Consider the following 17,909-nt stretch of genomic DNA (forward strand, 5'->3'; position numbering starts at 1 on the left):
GGGCGACGACATTTCGCGTTCGGAACCACAAATTGCCTGCAACGCCAGCCGCCGGGTGACATTTCCCACTTGTTACATCCCGGTAGATGAAAAGTTCTTCAACTCCGGTACGGTCGCTCCAACCCATGGCGGGGGAGACCCCCCAGAACGTGTCCCCGGACGGGGCAACGAGAGGAAACGACACGATGGCAGACGTGGCGGCAGCGCTCGACCAGGCTGGACTCACCAACGAGCACGTGCGCGAGTACGTGCAGCACTGGGCGGGGGTGACGGGCGCCGCGCGGGTCGAGGTCGTCTCGGCCGCTGACGACGCCCGCCTGATCGAGGAGGCGCTCGAGGCCGGGGAGCTGCTCCCCGCCGGCGAGGGTCGCTACTACTCGCGGTCCTACTTCAAGGACACCGCCCGCGCCGAGGAGCGCACCATCGTCGCCACCAGCGACGAGAACGACAAGGGCATCTACAACAACTGGCGTCCGTCCGCGGAGATGAAGGACAAGCTGGTCGGCCTCATGACCGGCGCGTCCGAGGGCAAGACCATGTACGTCATCCCCTACCTCATGGCACCGAAGGGCTCGCCCCTGTCGGAGTACGCCGCCGGCGTCGAGCTCACCGACAACCGCAACGTCGTCATGCAGATGATCCGCATGGCCCGCGTCGGCGCGGAGTACGTGAACGACCTCGGTGACTCCTTCGTGCGCGCCGTCCACGTGACCGGCGACCTCGAGAACCTCGGCCAGGGCACCCCCGACGACAAGCGCTACTTCGTCACCGTGGCCGACGAGCGCACCATCCTGCACTTCGGCTCGTCCTACGGCGGAAACGCGCTGCTCGGCAAGATCGCCCACGGCCTGCGCCAGGGCTCCTACGACGGCTGGAAGAACGGCTTCCTCGTGGAGCAGTTCATGCTGCTCGGCATCGTCGACAAGGAGACCGGCAAGAAGTACCACATCTGCGGCGGCTTCCCGTCCGCGTCGGGCAAGACGAACCTGGCCATGACGCTCGCCCCCGACGCCCTCGGCGACCGGTACTACGTCGAGTTCTACGGCGACGACATCGCCTGGCTGTGGGTCGGCGACGACGGCAAGCTCTACGGCATGAACCCCGAGAACGGGGTGTTCGGCGTCGCGAAGGACACCAACGAGAAGACCAACCCGACCGCCGTGGACTCCATCGTCGACGGCACCGGCGCCATCTTCACCAACGTCGCCTACAACACCAAGACCCAGGAGGTCTGGTGGGAGGGCAAGGGCGACAAGCCCACCGACCTCGACGGCTGGGAGGACTGGAAGGGCGACGTCATCGCCGACCGCACCGGCGACGAGGTCGACGCCCCCTGGGCCCACCCCAACAGCCGCTTCACCACCACGCTGGAGAACGTCCCCAACGTGGCCGCGGACTTCGAGGACCCGAAGGGCGTCGAGATCCACGGCGTCATCTTCGGCGGGCGCACCCGCGACCGCGAGCCGCTCATCCGCGCCATCGACGACGTCGCCGAGGGCGTCTACGACGGTCTGACGCTCGGTGCCGAGGCCACGGCCGCGGCCGACGGCCTCGAGGGCGTGCTGCGCTACGACCCGATGTCGATGCGTCCGTTCATGTCCTACGGCGAGGGCGACTACGCCGCTCACTGGCTCGAGGTGTTCAGCCGCACCGAGAAGAAGCCGGTGTTCGCGCACGTCAACTGGTTCCAGCGCGGCGACGACGGCCGCTTCCTGTGGCCCGGTTACCGCGAGAACCTGCGTCCCCTCGTGTGGCTCATGCAGTACATGAACGGCGAGGTCGAGGGTCAGCGCACGCCCGTCGGCGTCATCCCGACCCGCGACGAGCTGCTGCTCGAGGGCCTGGACGACCAGGCGCTCGCCGACCTCGACACGATCCTCACGATCGACGTCCCACGCTGGCGCGAGGAGATCGGGCACCGCCAGGTGCACCTCGAGCAGTTCCGCGACCTGCCCGAGGAGATCTGGGAGGCGCACCGTCGCGTCGCTGCCGCACTCGAGGCCGCTGCCGCCGACGACGCCTGAGCTGGTGGGCGACACCAGCGCACCACTGCACCACAGCAAGGCCGAGCTCTTCCGCACGCTCGGGCACCCGGTCCGCATCCGGGTGCTCGAGCTGCTGGAGACCCGGCCCATGGCGGTGCGCGAGCTGCTCGCCGACATCGACGTCGAGTCGTCGTCGCTGTCGCAGCAGCTGGCGGTGCTGCGTCGCGTCGGGCTCGTGACCTCCACCCGGCAGGGCGGCACCGTCGAGTACGCCCTCGCCACCGACCGCGTGGCGGACCTGCTGCACGCGGGGCGGGCGTTGCTGCGCGCGCTCGACTGACACTGCTCGCTCCGCCCTTCGGCCCCGCTCGTCTCGAGCGGGGCCGAAGGTCTGTGGAGGGCGGGGACCTCCGTCACATATTCGAACAGGTGCTTGTTTCCTGTCTGATCTGCCCTCTAGGATGGGGATAGTCCAGCAGGAGGAACCATGAGCGTCGCCGCACTCGACACCCATCCGGTGCCGGCCTGTGTGCGCGCTGCTCGTGAGGCGTTCTCCGCCGTCCCCACTGCCGCGTGGGACGGGTTGGAGACCACCGAGGTCCGCCGACTGATCGGTGAGCTCGGTCGCCTGGAGTCCCAGGTCGCGGCGCACAAGATGGCCGCCGCACGCGTGCTCGAGAAGGCCCGCAAGGCCGCAGCCAACGGCGACGGACCCCGAACCGGGACAGGAACGTCGACCGGTGCGACCATCTCGATCGACTTCGGTGGGGACCGCAGCGGTGCCGACGCCCTAGTGAACACCGCCGAACGGATCGCGGAGCAGACCACCCTCACCGAGAACGCGCTCGCCGCCGGAGTGATCAGCACCAAGCAGGCCGACATCATCTCCCGCGCGTTGGCCAAGCTCCCCGAGGACGTGACCAATGAGCAGCGCGAGCGGTGCGAAGAGACCCTGCTGAAGGACGCACAGCGACTGACGTTGAAGGACCTGCGCCTGCGGGGCGCGCGGATCACCGAGGCCTACCGCAAGACCGTCGACGAGGTCGATGCCGACGAGGACGAGATCCTCCGCAAGAAGGAAGAAGCCGCCCGCGCCAAGACGTCGTTCTCGATGTGGGACAACAACGACGGCACCGTCACCGGCCGCTTCACCCTCCCCGAAGCCCAGGGCGCGATGCTCAAGACCGCCCTCGACGCGTTGGCAGCACCGCACCAGAAGGTCGGCACCGTCAACGCCGCCACCGGCGAGTTCGATGAAGTGGGATTTGGCCAGACCTACCCGCAGCGGCTCGGTCACGCCTTCGCCACCCCGGTCGAGCACCTCCCCGCCGACCGCCTCCCCACCAACGGTGGCGTGAGTGCCGTGGTCACGGTGAATCTCGACCTGGACACCCTGATGGGTGGTCTGAAGGCCGCCGGCCTCTCCGACGGAACCCGCATCAGCGCCGGCGAGGCCCGCCGCCTCGCCTGCTCCGCCCAGATCGTGCCGATGGTCCTCGACGGCAAGCCGCTCCCCCTGGACCTCGGATCAGCGAACCGGAATGGGGGCACCCCCGCACAAGGGGCGTAGCCGCGGGGGATTCAACCGCAGCTCACGCCGGGCGATGGAGAAGCGCGACGGCGGCTGCACCGCACCCGACAGCTGCGACCGAGACGCCAGGTGGACCGAGGCTCATCACCTCAACCCCTACGCGATCTCCAAGACCACCGACATCCGCGACGGCGCACTCCTGTGCCCCTTCCACCACCACCGAGCCCACGAGCAAGGTTGGATCGGCAGGATCAACCCCGACGACGGACACGTCGAGTGGAAGCTCCCCGGGTCCGACGCCTGGCAACGAAACACCCGCTGGCGGCCCTGACCTACGTGACCACGACACCCCGACTCATCGGTCGGGGCAAACGTGCTGCTCAGGCCCCGCTGAGCCGCCTGGAGTGGTCTCGATACACCTCCCCTCGCTGGCGCTCGTGGAGGCACTCGACCACCGAGTGGCTTGGGGAGGGACTCGACCACCGGGTGGGGTTCGGGGAGGTGCTCGACCACCGGGGGGCGGGGAGGCACTCGACCACCGGGTGGCTTGGGGAGGTGCTCGACCACCGGGACCCCACGGGGCCGACCAACGGAGACACCGCTGGTCGAGTAGGACGGGCGAGCTTGCGAAGCCCGTCCGTATCGAGACCTCACACCGACGATCTCGACACGCAGGCGGCTACCGCTGAGCCGCCCGGAGTGGTCTCGATACACCTCCCCTCGCTGGCGCTCGTGGAGGCACTCGACCACCGAGTGGCTTGGGGAGGCACTCGACCAACGCGGGGGAGTTCGGGGAGGCACTCGACCACCGGGTGGGGTTCGGGACGCTGAAGGTCAGTCGTTGCCGAAGAGGTCGCGGGTGTAGACCTTGTCGGCCACGTCGGACAGCTCGTCGGTGCGGCGGTTGACCACGATCACGTCGCTGCGACGCTTGAAGTCCTCGAGGTCGCGCACGACCTCCGAGCCGAAGAAGGGCTCGTCGGGGAGCAGGGGCTCGAACACGATCACCTCGGTGCCCTTGGCCTTCAGACGCTTCATCACGCCCTGGATGCTCGAGGCGCGGAAGTTGTCCGAGCCGGCCTTCATGACCAGCCGGAAGATGCCCACCGTCCGCGGGTTGCGACGCAGGATGTCCTCGGCCACGAAGTCCTTGCGGGTGGTGTTGGCATCCACGATCGCGCCGATCAGGTTCTGCGGCACCGACGCGTAGTTGGCGCGCAGCTGCCGGGTGTCCTTCGGCAGGCAGTAGCCGCCGTAACCGAACGACGGGTTGTTGTAGTGGCTGCCGATGCGCGGGTCGAGGCCCACGCCCTCGATGATCTGGCGGGTGTCCAGGCCGGTGAGCGCGGCGTACGTGTCCAGCTCGTTGAAGTACGCCACCCGCAGCGCCAGGTAGGTGTTGGCGAACAGCTTGATCGCCTCGGCCTCCGTGGAGCCGGTCAGCAGCACCGGAACGTCGTCGTCGAGGGCACCCTCGCGCAGCAGCTCGGCGAAGGTCTTGCCCTCGGCCGTCTCCGACCCCACCACGATCCGCGACGGGTGCAGGTTGTCGTGGAGCGCGCGTCCCTCCCGCAGGAACTCCGGGGAGAAGATGATCGTCCGGCCCGGGTACTCGTCCCCGACACGCGCCGTGAAGCCCACCGGCACCGTCGACTTGATGACGATCGATGCCGCAGGGTTGATCGCCCCGGCCGCCTCGATCACGCTCTCGACGGAGCTGGTGTCGAAGTAGTTGGTCTTGGGGTCGTAGTCGGTGGGGGTCGCGACGATGACGAAGTCGGCGTCCGCGTACGCGGCCTCAGCGTCGGTGGTGGCTGTGAGGTCGAGTGGCTTCTCCGCCAGGTACTGCTCCAGCTCGGCGTCCTCGATGGGCGAGGTGCGTGCATTGATCTGTGCCACCTTGGCCGCGTCGATGTCGACGGCCACCACCTCGTGGCGCTGCGCCAGGATGACGGCGTTCGAGAGGCCCACGTAGCCCGTGCCGACCACTGCGATCTTCATGCCGCCACCCTAGGTGAGCCGGGTGTCCGCGAGGTTGCGTGCGACGTGTGACCTCGTCCGCGACCCGCTCAGCCCTCCTCGGGCAGGGCTCTCGTCGCGTTCCAGGAGATGAGGCCCGACGACGCGAGGAGGGCCCCGGTCAGGTAGAAGATGACGCCCACGCCGGTCGCGCCGGCCACCGCCCCGGCGCCGAGCGGGACGGCGAACTGCGCCACCCGGTTGCCGGCCAGCCGGATCGCCAACGCCGACGCGCGGTTGTCGCGGTGCGACACGGCCGTCACCCAGACCATCGTGAGCGGCTGGCCGATGCCCCAGAAGAAGCCGATCACCAGCATCGCGGCACCGAGCGCGACGGCGTCGGTGGTGAGGGGCACGAGCGCCATCGGCACGGCCGACGCGAGCGTGGCCGAGATGATCAGCGGGCGACGCCCGAGCCGCGCCAGCAGCACCGGCAGGGCGATGCGCGACAGCACCGACGCGACGGCCCGCAGCGTGAGCAGGGTCGTCACCACCCCGACGCTGAGGCCGAGCTGGTCGCCGAGGAGGGGGAGGTAGGCCGTGAGGAGGTCGAGCCCCGACAGCACCGTCATGGACGAGTACATGGCCGGCTTCATGCCCCGCTGCCCGAGGATGGTCAGGGGCGACTGGCGGGTGGCCGCCTGGTCCTGGCGGCTGCGCGTCTCGCGGGAGGCGGGCCGGAACGCGAAGGCCAGCGGCACGGCTGCGGCGGCGATGACGGTGAACACCAGCAGCGCCGGGCCGGTCTCGACGCCGCTCGTCGCCCGGTCGTTGGTGAGCGTGGCGACCACGCCGGCGAGGGGGAACCCGAGGAACTGCCCGATCGACACGCCCAGCGTCAGCTGGCCGAAGCGCCGGTCCATCGAGTCCGGCGGCGACCACAGCGGGATGAGGCTCTGGCAGGCGATGGTGTGCAGGATCTGCCCGAAGCCGAGCAGGGCGCTCGCGAGGGCCAGGACGGCCAGCTGGTCGCTCGTCGCCGCCAGCGCGACCGCGACGACCGTGAGCAGGAGCCCGGACCTCAGGGCGCGGGTGCCGTGACCGCGATCCACAGCACGGCCGATGGGCAGCGCCACCAGGAGGGGGAGGACCGCGAAGGCTGCCGTGATGACCCCCACCGCGAACGCGTCGCCACCGAGGGCGATCGCGCGGTAGGAGATCAGCGTCCGCACGCCGTTGAGGACGGCGTGCGAGACGATCGAGACCAGGACGAGGGACGTGAACCAGGACGGTCGCCGCAACCAGGCGGGTCGGCCCTGCACCCTCAGGGCGCTTCGGGGGAGACGGCGTCGGCGGCGGCGTCCGCGGGCCCGGCGGGCCGAAGTCCGGCGTGCGTGGCTCGCAGGTCGCACGCGTGCATGATGTGCGCGTGCATGGCCCGGCTCGCAGCCTCGGCGTCGCCGGCCTCGATCGCCGTGAGGATCGCCTCGTGGTCGTGGCGCAGCTCGGTGGTGAACCCGCTGACGCTCCACAGGGTGACCGAGGGCGTGAACCGGCTCCAGAGCATCTCGATGCACTCGATCATCACCGGCGACGTGGCCTGGTAGATGGCGAAGTGCAGCGACTTGTTGAGGCGTGACAGCTCCGCGGGCGAGGCTTGCGACGCGGTGGCGGCGAGCAGCTCCACGTCGGCCGCGCGGATCTGCGTGAGGACCTCGGGCGTCATCCGCTCCATGGCCACCCGGACCGCGAGCGCCTCCATCTCGGCGCGCATCCGGTAGAGGTCGGTGGCCATCTGGGGCGTGTAGTCACGCACCGTGGCTCCCCGGTGGGCGTGGTAGTCGATCATCCCGTCCGCCTCGAGGACCCGCAGGGCCTCGCGGACGGGGGTCGCGCTCACGCCGTAGCGGCGGGCGATCTCGACCTGGCGCAGCTGGTCGCCGGGGTTGATGAGCCCGTTGCGCAGGTCGGTGCGCAGGCGCTCGAGGACGTAGGCGGTACGGCTGCCGGGAAGGGTGACCTCGTCGCTGCGCATGCCGGCTCCTCTCTGTGCGGACGGGTGCCCGCTGACGCACCGTACTCGTGCGGCAGGGGATCGCGCTGGGCTCAGTCTGCCACAAAGATCGTGCGAAAAAGAATCTATAGAATATCTAGACATCCTCGGGCGGGCTTCCTAGAGTGACGTGGAGCACGTGACCCCGGTCACCGAACTGCCGCCGTCAACAGCCCAAGGAGCCCCCGCTCGTGAGTCACCTCGACACCCTCGACGCCGCCGAGCTCGACCGTTGGCGCATCCTGCTCGCCGACGCCTGGGGCCTCATGGCCGCCGGCGGCCAGGCGCCCGGGCTGCGCGCGATGCTGCTCGCCGCCGACGAGCTGGGCGACGGCGACGTGGTGGTGCCGTGGACCGGCCGACGCTGGTCGCCGTCGGCCGCGGCGGCGGTCTCGTCGGCGCTGATCCACGCGTGGGACTTCGACGACACGCACGACGAGGCGGTCGTGCACACGGCCGCCGTGGCCGTCCCCGCGGCGCTCGTCGCCGCCCAGCGCCGTCCGGCGAGCGGGGCCCGCTTCGCCGACGGCGTCGTGGTCGGCGTGCAGGTACTCGCGCGGCTCGGCGGGCTCGTCGGACCGCGGCCGGGTGTCATCCGCACCGCCGGACTCGGCGCGCCGGCTGCCGCTGCCGCGGTCGCCGCCACCTGGGGGCTCGACCGCGCAGGCATCGAGAACGCGATGTCGCTGGCCCTCGGGGCGTCGCTGGCGCCCGGCTCCCGCCAAGCGGTCGTCGACAGCTCGCTCGCCAAGCGGGTCCAGCCGGGCCTCGCCGTCCAGGCCGGTCTCTACGCCGCCTCCCTCGCCGCCCACGGCATCGAGGGCCCGCGCGGCTGGCTCACCGGCGAGCACGGCCTCGTCCCCGGCTCGCAGCTGTCGGTGGCCGACGTGCTCGACGGCCCGTTCGCCGGCGCCGAGCTGGCCATCAAGCCCTACCCGGCCTGCCGGTACGGCCACGCGGCCATCGCCGCCGCGGAGGAGCTGTACCGCCGCCACGGCGCCGAGGCCGACGACCGCATCGTCGTGCACCTGCCCGAGGGGGCGTCCTACGCGATGGTCTCGCGTCCCTTCGCCGACCGGGGCGAGCCGATCATCGACGCCCAGTTCTCCGTGCCGTGGCAGGTCGCGTCGGTCTGGACCACCGGCCGCTACGACGTCGCGACCCTCGCCGGCCCCGACGTCGTCGACCCCGGCATCGCCGCTGCGGCCGCGCACGTCGAGGTCCGCCAGGACCTCCCGGCCAGCACCGTCATGAGCGGCGCGACCGTCGAGCTGCTGCGTGGTGGGGACGTGCACGTGGTCGAGGCCCCGATGCCCGGCGGCCCCGCCGCACCGCTCGACCGCGACGCCGTCACCGCCAAGATCCGCTCCTGCTTCACCGTCGGCGGTCTCGACGCCAACGTCGAGGCCGACCGCACGTGGGCCTTCGTCGACGGGGTCGCCGACCTCGACGCCGCCGGCCTGCGCCGCGCCCTCTCCGAGTTCACCCCGTCACGCCAGCCCGTGGCCTGACCACCCCGACCGCACACCACCACTTCCCACCGAAGGACACCGATGGATTTCTCCCTGACCCCCGAGCAGACCGCCCTCGTCGACTCGGTCACCAAGCTGGCCGAGAAGGAGTTCGCCCCGAAGGCGTTCCAGCGGACCGAGTTCGCCTGGGACAGCCTCAAGGTGCTCGCCGACAACGGCCTGACCGGTCTGACCCTCGACCCCGAGCTGGGTGGCCAGGGTGCGTCCCTGCTCGACGCGGTGCTGGTCATGATGGCCATCACGAAGGTGTGCCCCCACAGCGCCGACGCGCTGCAGGCCAGCAACTTCGGCGCCATCCGCCAGGTCGCGAACTTCGGGTCCGACCGGGTGAAGCGCGAGGTGCTGCCGAGGCTCCTCGCCGGCGAGGCGATCGTCACCGCCGGCATGAGCGAGCCGGAGGCCGGCAGCGCGCTCACCGAGCTGCGCACGTCGGCCCGCATCGAGGGTGACGAGGTCGTCCTCAACGGTCAGAAGGTGTGGAACTCCCACGGCCCGGAGGCCTCCTACTCCGTCGTGTGGTGCCGCTTCGGGCCGACGACGAAGGACATCGGCGCCGTGCTGGTGCCGTTCGACTCCCCGGGCTTCAGCCGCGGCAAGACCGAGCGGCACATGTCGGGCGAGTCGCACTGCCAGCTCTACTTCGACGAGTGCCGCGTGCCGCGCGACTACGTGCTGGCCGAGTCCGGCGCCGTCCGCTCCATGCTGTCGATCTTCGGCGTCGAGCGGATGGGCAACGCCTCACGCGCCCTCGCCCTCGCCGAGAGCGCCTACGAGCGGGCCGTCGAGCACGCCCAGGTGCGCACGCAGTTCGGCAAGAACCTGTGCGAGTTCCAGGGCCTGCAGTGGAAGTTCGCCGACATGAGGATCCAGCTGGACGCCTCCAAGATGCTGCTCTTCCGTGCCGTGGCCGACGCCGACGCCGGTGCGCCCGACTCCACCGACGCCGCGATCGCCAAGGTGCACGCCAACGAGACGGCGTTCAAGGTCGCCAACGACGCCTTGCAGGTGTTCGGCGCCAGCGGCTACTCCCAGGAGTTCCCGATGGAGTACATCGTGCGCCGGACCCGCGGCTGGATGATCGCCGGCGGGTCCACGGAGATCCTGCGCAACACCATCGCCCAGTCGGTCTTCGGCCGACGCTTCGACCAGCGGGCGGGAGCCAGCCGATGAGCACCAGCACCCCCACCAGTCCTGACGCCGCGAGCCCCGAGCTCGCGGGCGCCACCGCTGCGGTCGCCGCGTGGGCCGCCGCCCAGGCCGATCGTCCGCTCGACGACGCCACCCGTCACCACGTCCGCCGACTCTGGGTGGACTACCTGGCCGCGGTGATCCCCGGCGCCGCGGCGCCGACGTCGCGCCAGGTCGCCACGCACGCGAAGGTCCAGTACGGCGGCGATGCTGCGGAGGCGGTCGGCACGGGCCGGCTCTCGGCCCTCGGTGCCGCGCTGGTCAACGGCACGAGCGCGCACTGCCTGGAGGTCGACGACGGCTACACGCCGGGCAGCGTCCACCCGAGCACCGTCGTGTTCCCCGCCGTGCTGGCTGCGGCCCAGGCCGCGGGCAGCGACGACGACCTCACCGAGCGTGCGCTCGCGGTCGGCCTGGAGGGCGTCTGCCGCCTGGCCGCCGCCGGCCACCCGGCCACGTGGCGCAACCACTTCCACAACACGCCGCTCACCGGAGTCCTGGCCGGGGCCCTCGCCGTCGGCGTGCTGCACCGCCTCGATGCGGAGCAGATGGAGCACGCGCTCGGCATCGCCGCGTCGCACGCCGGAGGCCTGTTCGCGTTCCTCGGCCAGGCGGCCGAGGTCAAGCGCCTGCACCCCGGCAAGGCGGCCCGCGACGCGATCGCGAGTGCCGAGCTGGCGCAGGCCGGCGTCACCGGCCCGCGCGGCGTCCTCGAGGCCCGGCACGGGTACGCGGAGGCGTTCACCCGCGGCGAGCTCGACGCCGACACCCTGCTCGGCGGCCTCGGCGAGGAGTGGGTCTTCCTGCGCACCTACGTCAAGCCCTACCCCTGCTGCCGGCACCTGCACGGACCCATCGACGCGGCCCTCGCGCTGCGGGCCGAGCACGGGCTCAAGGGCGACGACGTCGCCTCCGTGCTGGTCCGCACCTACACGGTCGCCTCGCACCACGCCGCGACCGACGTCGACGAGTTCCTCGACGCACAGATGAGCATCCCGTTCGCCGTGACCGTCGCCCTCACGTTCGACGAGGTCGGCCTGACCGAGTTCGGCCCCGAGGCCCGCCACGACGCCACCGTGCGCGACCTCGTCGGTCGCGTCGCCGTGGTGGCCGACGACGACGCCGACGCGGCCTACCCGCGGCTGCGCCGCGCCGTGCTCGAGGTGACCCTGCACGACGGCACCGTCCTCACCGAGCAGGTCGACACGCCCTACGGCGAGCCGTCGAACCCGGTCAGCGACGACGACATGACCGCCAAGCTCGTCCGTCTCGCCGGACCGGTGATCGGCCACGACCGCGCCGCGGCCCTGGCCGAGCAGACCTGGACCGCGCCCAGCGCCCGCACGACGCTCGACGTCGTCCTGCCCGAGGAGGTCGCGTCGTGACCGTCCTGTCCACCACCACGCTGGGCGCAGCCCTGCTGCACCCGGAGTCGGTCGCCATCATCGGCGCCTCCGACGACATCACCAAGACCGGCGCCCGACCGCTGGCGTTCCTGCGCAAGGCCGGGTACGCGGGCCGGGTCTACCCGGTCAACCCGCGCCGCGACACGGTGCTCGGCGAGAAGGCGTGGCCCAGCATCTCGGCCCTGCCGGAGACGCCCGACCACGTGTTCGTCGCCGCCGACACCCGTTTCGTCGTCGACGCCGTGCGCGAGTGCGGCGAGCGCGGCGTGCCCGTCGTGACCGTGCTGGCCGGCGGCTTCGCCGAGGCCGGACCCGAGGGTGCCGAGCGACAGCGCGAGCTGCTCGAGGTGGCCCGCCGATACGGTGTGCGCATCGTGGGGCCCAACAGCATCGGCGTGGTGAACCCCGGCGCGGGGATGCTCCTGACGGCCAACGCCGCCTTCGCCGAGGACGACATCCCCGTGGGCCGCACGGTCGTCGCGTCGCAGTCCGGCAGCGTCATCGGCGCGCTCATGACCCGCGCCAAGGCGGTCGGCATCGGCTTCGCCGGGCTCGTCTCGACCGGTTCGGAGATCGACCTGACGCTCGGCGAGATCTGCGCCGCCACGGTCGACGATCCGGAGGTCGACTCCTACTGCCTGTTCCTGGAGTCGCTCGACAACGCGGCCCCGCTCGCGGAGTTCGCGCGCCTGGCGCACGAGCGTGGCAAGCCGGTCACGGTCTACAAGCTGGGCCGTTCCGACGCGGCCGCCGAGCTGTCGGTCTCGCACACCGGCGCGCTCGCCGGCGAGGACAGCGAGGCGTCGGCGTTCTTCGAGGCGTGCGGGTTCGTGCGCGTCGAGAACTTCGAGTCGCTCGTCGAGTGCGGTGCCGTGCAGCGGCGTCTCGCCGACGTGCCGCGCCGCGCCGACGGCACCCCGCCGCGGGTCGGCGTCATCACGTCCACCGGTGGCGGTGCGGCCATCGCCGTCGACGAGCTGGAGATGCGCGGACTCACCGTCACCAAGCCGTCGAGCGCCGTGTTCCAGGCGATCAACGACGCGGGCGTCGCCGTGGTCGAGAGCCTCATCGTCGACCTGACGCTGGCCGGCACCCGTCACGACAAGGTGACGTCGGTGCTCGGCATCCTCGAGGCCAGCCAGGAGCTGGACCTGCTCGTCTTCGTGATCGGCTCGTCCGCGAGGCTCAACCCCGAGCTCGCCGCGAGCGCCATCGAGGACTTCGCGGGTCGCGACCTCCCGGTCGTCGCGTGGGCCCTGCCCGACGCACTCACGACCCTGGCCCGCCTGCACTGGGCGGGCGTACCGGCCTTCCGCACCATCGAGTCCTGCGCGGAGTCGGTCGCCGCGACCCTGCGCGCGTCCGCCCCGCGGCTCGACGCGCTGGCCGTCCCGCCCGTCGAGGCCGTCGGTTCCACCCCGCTCGGGGTCACCGCGCTCGACGAGCACGCGTCGGCCGACGTGCTGGCAGCCGTGGGCGCCCGCTTCCCCGTCTCGCACGTGGTGGGCCCCGACGACTCCGTGCCGGCCGACCTGCCCTACCCGGTGGTCGTGAAGGTCCTGTCCGACGAGATCGCGCACAAGTCCGACGTCGGCGGCGTCGAGATCGGGCTGAAGGACGCCGACGGCGTGCAGGCGGCGCGAGAGCGCATCCTCGCCTCCGTGGCCGAGCACCGGCCCGAGGTCGGTGCCGACACGGTGCTCGTGCAGGAGATGGTGACCGATCCCGTGCAGGAGGTGCTCGTCGGCTACCGGGTCAGCGAGACCGTCGGTCCGCTCGTCGTCCTCGCCTCCGGCGGCGTCAACGTCGAGCTCTACGGCGACAGCGCCGTGCGGCTCGCACCCGTCGACCGGGCTGTCGCACGGACCATGGTCGAGGAGGTCCGCGCGACGGCCCTGTCGCGCGGCTACCGCTCGGCCCCGCTCGGCGACCTCGACGCGCTGGCCGACCTGGTCGTGTCCGTCTCGCGGCTCGCCCACCACCGCCCCGACGTCGTCGAGGCCGAGATCAACCCCGTCGCGGTCCTCCGCGCCGGTCAGGGTGTCGTGGCGCTGGACGCGCTCGTCACGGTCCGCACCCCCACCCCTGTGACGAAGGAGAGCTGACATGGACGTCACGATCGAGAACCTGTCGCTGCACTATGGCGACTTCCAGGCGGTGAAGGACCTGTCGCTGGACATCGCCGACGGCGAGTCCATCGTGATGCTCGGCCAGTCCGGCTGCGGCAAGACCAGCACGATGCGGTGCGTGGCCGGGCTCGAGGAGCCGTCGGCCGGTCGGATCAGCATCGGCGGTCGCGCGGTCTTCGACGCGGACGCGGGCACCCGGGTCCCGGCCAACAAGCGCAACGTCGGGCTGGTGTTCCAGTCGTACGCGGTCTGGCCGCACCTCACGGTGCTGGAGAACGTGGCCTTCCCGCTGCGGATGCAGAAGGTCGCCAAGTCCGAGCTGCGCGAGAAGGCCCTGACCACCCTGCGGACCGTCGGCCTGGAGGACCAGGCCGACAAGAGCGCGAGCGCACTCTCGGGGGGCCAGATGCAGCGCGTCGCGCTGGCCCGCAGCCTCGCCATGGAGCCCGCGATCATGCTGCTGGACGAGCCGCTGTCGAACCTCGACGCCCGGCTGCGCGACGACCTGCGGGTCGAGCTGCGGCGCCTGCAGCTGGACCTGGGCCTGACGTCGATCTACGTGACGCACGACCAGAGCGAGGCGCTGGCGCTGGCCGACCGCGTCGCCGTGATGCAGCACGGGCGCATCGCCCAGCTGGCCGCGCCGACGGAGATCTACGACACCCCGGCGTCCGCGTCGATCGCGGCGTTCCTCGGCGTGCTCAACATCTTCCCGGTCAAGCCGGGCACGGGCCACCGCCTCGAGTCGGCCGAGCACCCGTTGGAGCTGGTGAGCGAGTCCGCCGGCCTCGGCGACGTGCCGGCCAGCGTGAGCATCCGTCCTGAGCACGTCCGGGTGACGCTCGAGCGTGACGAGCAGGTTGCGAACGCCTGGGAGGGCACCGTCGGCGTGACGGTCTTCCAGGGGGCGACGACCCGCTGCTCGGTGACGCTCGACGCCGGCCCGGTCGTCGAGGCCACCCTCGCCGGCTCCGCCGTCAGCGTCTTCCGTCCCGGCGACCGCGTGTTCGTGCAGGTCGACGCCCGCGACGTGAAGGTCCTGCCCGACCAGGTGCCCGGGATCGTCCCCGACGGCCCGGCACCCGCGACGCGCCCCGAGCTCGTCGGCGCCGGCCAGGCGGGTGAGTGACGTGGCCTCCACCCTCGTCGACGCGCCCGCGGCGCCGTCGCCCGCACCGCGCTCCGACACGAGCGCCCCCAGGACCCGCGCCGGGTTCCTGCGCCGGTGGCTCGGCTCCGGTCTGCTGATCGCCGTGCTGGCGTTCCTCATCCTCGTGCCGGCCGGCTTCGTGCTGCTGGCCTCCATGACCGGCTCCGTCCCGCGGCCGGGCAACATCAGCCTCTCGCCGACACTCGGCAACTTCGGCGTCCTCGGCGTCCCCGAGGTGCGGCAGGCGTTCGTGAACTCGATGGTCATGGCCATCGCGGCCACGCTCCTGGCCGGTCTGATCGGCGGAGGCCTGGCCTTCCTCGCCGCGCGGACCGACATCCGCATCCCGTCCTTCGTCTACCTCGTCGGGCTCATGCCGATGTTCCTGCCGTCCTACGTCGGTGCGCTCGCCTGGTCCATGCTCGGCAGCCCGAACGCCGGCCTGCTCAACATCGGCCTGCGCGACGTGGGGCTGCCCGCCTTCGTGAACATGTACTCGATGCCGGGCCTCGTCCTGGTCTTCGCGATGTACTACGCGCCGTACACGTTCCTCATGGTGCACGCGGCCCTCTCGCTCATGAGCCCGGACCTGGAGGAGGCCGCGCAGATCCACGGCTCCTCCACCCGCACGATGCTGCGCCGGATCTCGTTCCCGCTCGCGCTGCCTGCGGTCCTCGGGTCGGGCATCCTCACCTTCACCCTCATCTTCGAGAACTTCCCGGTGGCGCAGGTGCTGGGCACCCCCGGCGGGGTCGACACCCTGCCGACGTTCATCTTCCGGCTGCTGAACGCGACACCGTCGCGCGGCAACGAGAGCGCCGCCATCGCCATCGTGCTGGTCGCCGTCGTGCTGGTCGCCACCGCGCTGCAGAACCGGGTGATCGCCAAGCGGTCGTTCACCACGGTCACCGGCAAGGGCGTGAAGAACAAGAAGATCGCGCTGGGGAAGTGGCGGACGCCCGCCCTCGTCGCCGTGCTCGGCTTCTTCACGCTGTCGATCGTGCTTCCGCTCCTGGCGCTGGTCGTGACGGCCGGGCGGGCGACGCCCTACATGACGTCGATCGGGGACCTGTTCCAGCCGGGCGCGTTCGACCTGTCGATCCTGGGCACGGTCCTGCAGTCCGAGGGCTTCCTCGAGGCGACCGGCAACAGCGTCGTGGTGAGCATCGTCGCCGCGACGGCCGGCACCGTCCTGGCCTTCGTGTGCGGCTACACCGTCTACCGCACCACCGTGAGCGGACGGCGCCTCGTCGAGGGCATCTCGATGGTTCCGCTCGCGATCCCCGCGGTCGTGCTCGGCATGGGTCTGCTCTGGACGTGGCTCGTGATGCCGATCCCGCTCTACGGCACTCTGGCGGTGATGGCGATCGCGTTCATCGCCGTCCAGTCGCCCCAGGGCTTCCGCGGCATCGCGTCGTCGATCCTGCAGACCGACCGGGACCTCGAGGACAGCGCCGTCATGCTCGGCGCCAGCCGCACCCGGGCGATCCTCGCGGTCACCGTGCCCCTCATGAAGGTCGGGCTGCTGTCCACGTTCGTGCTGCTGCTCATGCTCAGCATGCGCGAGCTGACGGTGCCGCTGTTCCTGTACACGACCGACACCAAGATCCTCTCGATCGCGATCTACGACGCGTTCGAGAACGGCGGAGCCTTGCGCGGTGCGGCGGCCATGAGCCTCCTGTACTGCCTCATCATGTTCGTCCTCTCCTACATCCCGCGACGACTGGCGAACCGATGACCCCGCGGCGCACCCTGCGCCTCTCGACCCCCCGAAGGACGTCCAAGGAGGACGACATGAAGAAGACCCCCAAGACCCTCGCCGTGGCCGCGGTCGCGGCGGTGTCCCTCACCCTCGCCGCCTGCGGTGGCAGTGGGGAGGCGTCCGGCAGCGCCGGTGCCGACAGCGCCGCCGAGGAGATCCTCGCGATGCCGGAGATCGACGACTCCGACGGACTCGTCATCGAGGGCGAGGAGGTGGCCGACGCCGAGCTGCTCGAGGCAGCACGCGAGGAGGGCAGCGTCGCCTGGTACACCGCGTCGGGCGCCGAGAGCGCCGAGGTCACCGCCGCACGGTTCGAGGCCGAGACCGGCATCGACGTCGACATGACCCGCATGCCCTCGGGCAAGCTGTCCGAGCGGGTGCTGAGCGAGGCCGGTGCCGGTCGTCTCGACGCCGGCGTGGTCACCATCACCGACCCGGTGCTCGCCGAGCAGTTCGCCTCCGAGGGCGTGTACGCGCCCTACGAGGTCGCGTCCTACGACACCCTCACCGGCATGGACGGCGTCGTCTGGGAGGACGGCCTCTACTACGCGCCGTACTACTCGGCCTACTCCTTCGCCTACAACAACCAGGCCGTCCAGGGTGACGACGTGCCCCAGGACTGGGACGACCTGCTCGACCCCAAGTGGAAGGGCAAGCTCGGCATCGTGAACGCCGGTGCCGGTGGCACCGTGCAGGGGCTGGCCCGCTTCCAGGAGACCGAGCTCGGGGACGACTACTGGGAGAAGCTCGCCGCTCAGGACCCGCGGATCTTCGACACCACCAGCGTGCAGCTGGAGGCGCTCGCCCGCGGCGAGATCGAGGTCGTGACCTCCGGCTTCAACAGCACCTACGGTGCCGAGGTCGCGGGTGCGCCGATCACGCTGGTGGTGCCGCCGGCCGGTGTGTCGGGCACCTACAACATGCAGGGTGTGACCGAGGCGGGCGTCGACAGCCCGGCGGCCCAGGTGTTCCAGAACTGGACGATGTCGGTCTCGGGCCAGAGGTTCGCAGCGGCGCAGGGCTTCGTGCCGGCGCGGACGGACACCCCCGAGACGCCGGTGGGCGACTACCAGCTCCCGGCGGCCGACTCCGACCAGTTCACGCTCTACACCCCCGAGGAGGCGCGGGACATCGGCGCCGACGTGGTGGCGCGGTGGAACCGGGCGTTCGGCTACAGCGGCTGACGCAGGACGAGCACGGACGGGGCGGGTGGC

The 17,909-nt window shown here is 71.2% G+C and carries 14 protein-coding genes; 11 read left to right on the top strand and 3 right to left on the bottom strand.

The features are described 5' to 3' along the window. Positions 1–185 precede the first annotated feature (185 nt). The 4 genes from NUV38_RS06840 to NUV38_RS06855 all read left to right on the top strand — a co-directional run bounded on the left by NUV38_RS06840 (position 186) and on the right by NUV38_RS06855 (position 3,847). Positions 186–2,024: a phosphoenolpyruvate carboxykinase (GTP) gene (locus tag NUV38_RS06840; protein WP_257728405.1), complete on the top strand. Its 1,839-nt coding sequence runs from the start codon at positions 186–188 to the stop codon at positions 2,022–2,024. Positions 2,025–2,028: 4 nt separating this feature from the next. Beyond that, positions 2,029–2,325 carry a helix-turn-helix transcriptional regulator gene (locus NUV38_RS06845; RefSeq protein ID WP_257728406.1) on the top strand — a complete coding sequence of 99 codons (297 nt, stop codon included), beginning with the start codon at positions 2,029–2,031 and terminating at the stop codon, positions 2,323–2,325. A 147-nt stretch (positions 2,326–2,472) separates the two neighbouring features. Further along, complete coding sequence (locus tag NUV38_RS06850) at positions 2,473–3,555, top strand: 13E12 repeat family protein (protein ID WP_257728407.1); 1,083 nt, start codon at positions 2,473–2,475, stop codon at positions 3,553–3,555. 34 nt (positions 3,556–3,589) lie between these two features. Beyond that, positions 3,590–3,847: an HNH endonuclease signature motif containing protein gene (locus NUV38_RS06855; RefSeq protein ID WP_257728408.1), complete on the top strand. Its 258-nt coding sequence runs from the start codon at positions 3,590–3,592 to the stop codon at positions 3,845–3,847. A 503-nt stretch (positions 3,848–4,350) separates the two neighbouring features. On the opposite strand, the gene NUV38_RS06860 is transcribed toward NUV38_RS06855, so the two are convergent. From NUV38_RS06860 to NUV38_RS06870, 3 genes are all read right to left on the bottom strand, one after another. Further along, positions 4,351–5,517, bottom strand: coding sequence for a nucleotide sugar dehydrogenase (locus tag NUV38_RS06860; protein ID WP_257728409.1), 1,167 nt, complete (start codon positions 5,515–5,517; stop codon positions 4,351–4,353). A gap of 68 nt (positions 5,518–5,585) precedes the next feature. Further along, the gene (locus NUV38_RS06865) at positions 5,586–6,797 is read right to left on the bottom strand and encodes an MFS transporter (protein WP_257728410.1); all 1,212 of its coding nucleotides are present in this window, start codon (positions 6,795–6,797) and stop codon (positions 5,586–5,588) included. A 2-nt stretch (positions 6,798–6,799) separates the two neighbouring features. Continuing rightward, a complete protein-coding gene (locus tag NUV38_RS06870; RefSeq protein ID WP_257728411.1) occupies positions 6,800–7,510 on the bottom strand; it encodes a GntR family transcriptional regulator in 711 nt (236 codons plus the stop codon). A 209-nt stretch (positions 7,511–7,719) separates the two neighbouring features. On the opposite strand from NUV38_RS06870, the gene NUV38_RS06875 reads away from it, so the two are divergent. From NUV38_RS06875 to NUV38_RS06905, 7 genes are read left to right on the top strand one after another with little or no spacing between them, the layout of a single operon-like run. Continuing rightward, the gene (locus tag NUV38_RS06875; protein ID WP_257728412.1) at positions 7,720–9,039 is read left to right on the top strand and encodes an MmgE/PrpD family protein; all 1,320 of its coding nucleotides are present in this window, start codon (positions 7,720–7,722) and stop codon (positions 9,037–9,039) included. Positions 9,040–9,081: 42 nt separating this feature from the next. Continuing rightward, entirely contained in the window at positions 9,082–10,230 is a 1,149-nt protein-coding gene (locus NUV38_RS06880; RefSeq protein WP_257728413.1) for an acyl-CoA dehydrogenase family protein, read from the top strand. Continuing rightward, positions 10,227–11,633, top strand: coding sequence for an MmgE/PrpD family protein (locus NUV38_RS06885; protein WP_257728414.1), 1,407 nt, complete (start codon positions 10,227–10,229; stop codon positions 11,631–11,633). The genes NUV38_RS06880 and NUV38_RS06885 overlap by 4 nt, the downstream gene beginning before the upstream one ends. Beyond that, the gene (locus NUV38_RS06890; protein WP_257728415.1) at positions 11,630–13,759 is read left to right on the top strand and encodes an acetate--CoA ligase family protein; all 2,130 of its coding nucleotides are present in this window, start codon (positions 11,630–11,632) and stop codon (positions 13,757–13,759) included. The genes NUV38_RS06885 and NUV38_RS06890 overlap by 4 nt, the downstream gene beginning before the upstream one ends. 1 nt (position 13,760) lies before the next feature. Then, entirely contained in the window at positions 13,761–14,912 is a 1,152-nt protein-coding gene (locus NUV38_RS06895; protein ID WP_257728416.1) for an ABC transporter ATP-binding protein, read from the top strand. Position 14,913: 1 nt separating this feature from the next. Continuing rightward, positions 14,914–16,671: an iron ABC transporter permease gene (locus NUV38_RS06900; protein ID WP_257728417.1), complete on the top strand. Its 1,758-nt coding sequence runs from the start codon at positions 14,914–14,916 to the stop codon at positions 16,669–16,671. 56 nt (positions 16,672–16,727) lie between these two features. Next, a complete protein-coding gene (locus NUV38_RS06905) occupies positions 16,728–17,879 on the top strand; it encodes an ABC transporter substrate-binding protein (RefSeq protein WP_257728418.1) in 1,152 nt (383 codons plus the stop codon). The last annotated feature ends 30 nt before the right edge of the window (positions 17,880–17,909 follow it).

Source organism: Aeromicrobium sp. 50.2.37 (genome assembly GCF_024655735.1).
GTDB lineage: Bacteria > Actinomycetota > Actinomycetes > Propionibacteriales > Nocardioidaceae > Aeromicrobium.

Bases quoted from the DNA above. Each gene is read 5' to 3' on its own strand.
- NUV38_RS06885 (WP_257728414.1), top strand. From the start codon at position 10,227: ATGAGCACCAGCACCCCCACCAGTCCTGACGCCGCGAGCCCCGAGCTC.
- NUV38_RS06880 (WP_257728413.1), top strand. From the start codon at position 9,082: ATGGATTTCTCCCTGACCCCCGAGCAGACCGCCCTCGTCGACTCGGTC.
- NUV38_RS06895 (WP_257728416.1), top strand. From the start codon at position 13,761: ATGGACGTCACGATCGAGAACCTGTCGCTGCACTATGGCGACTTCCAG.
- NUV38_RS06855 (WP_257728408.1), top strand. From the start codon at position 3,590: ATGGAGAAGCGCGACGGCGGCTGCACCGCACCCGACAGCTGCGACCGA.
- NUV38_RS06870 (WP_257728411.1), bottom strand. From the start codon at position 7,510: ATGCGCAGCGACGAGGTCACCCTTCCCGGCAGCCGTACCGCCTACGTC.
- NUV38_RS06850 (WP_257728407.1), top strand. From the start codon at position 2,473: ATGAGCGTCGCCGCACTCGACACCCATCCGGTGCCGGCCTGTGTGCGC.
- NUV38_RS06860 (WP_257728409.1), bottom strand. From the start codon at position 5,517: ATGAAGATCGCAGTGGTCGGCACGGGCTACGTGGGCCTCTCGAACGCC.
- NUV38_RS06840 (WP_257728405.1), top strand. From the start codon at position 186: ATGGCAGACGTGGCGGCAGCGCTCGACCAGGCTGGACTCACCAACGAG.
- NUV38_RS06905 (WP_257728418.1), top strand. From the start codon at position 16,728: ATGAAGAAGACCCCCAAGACCCTCGCCGTGGCCGCGGTCGCGGCGGTG.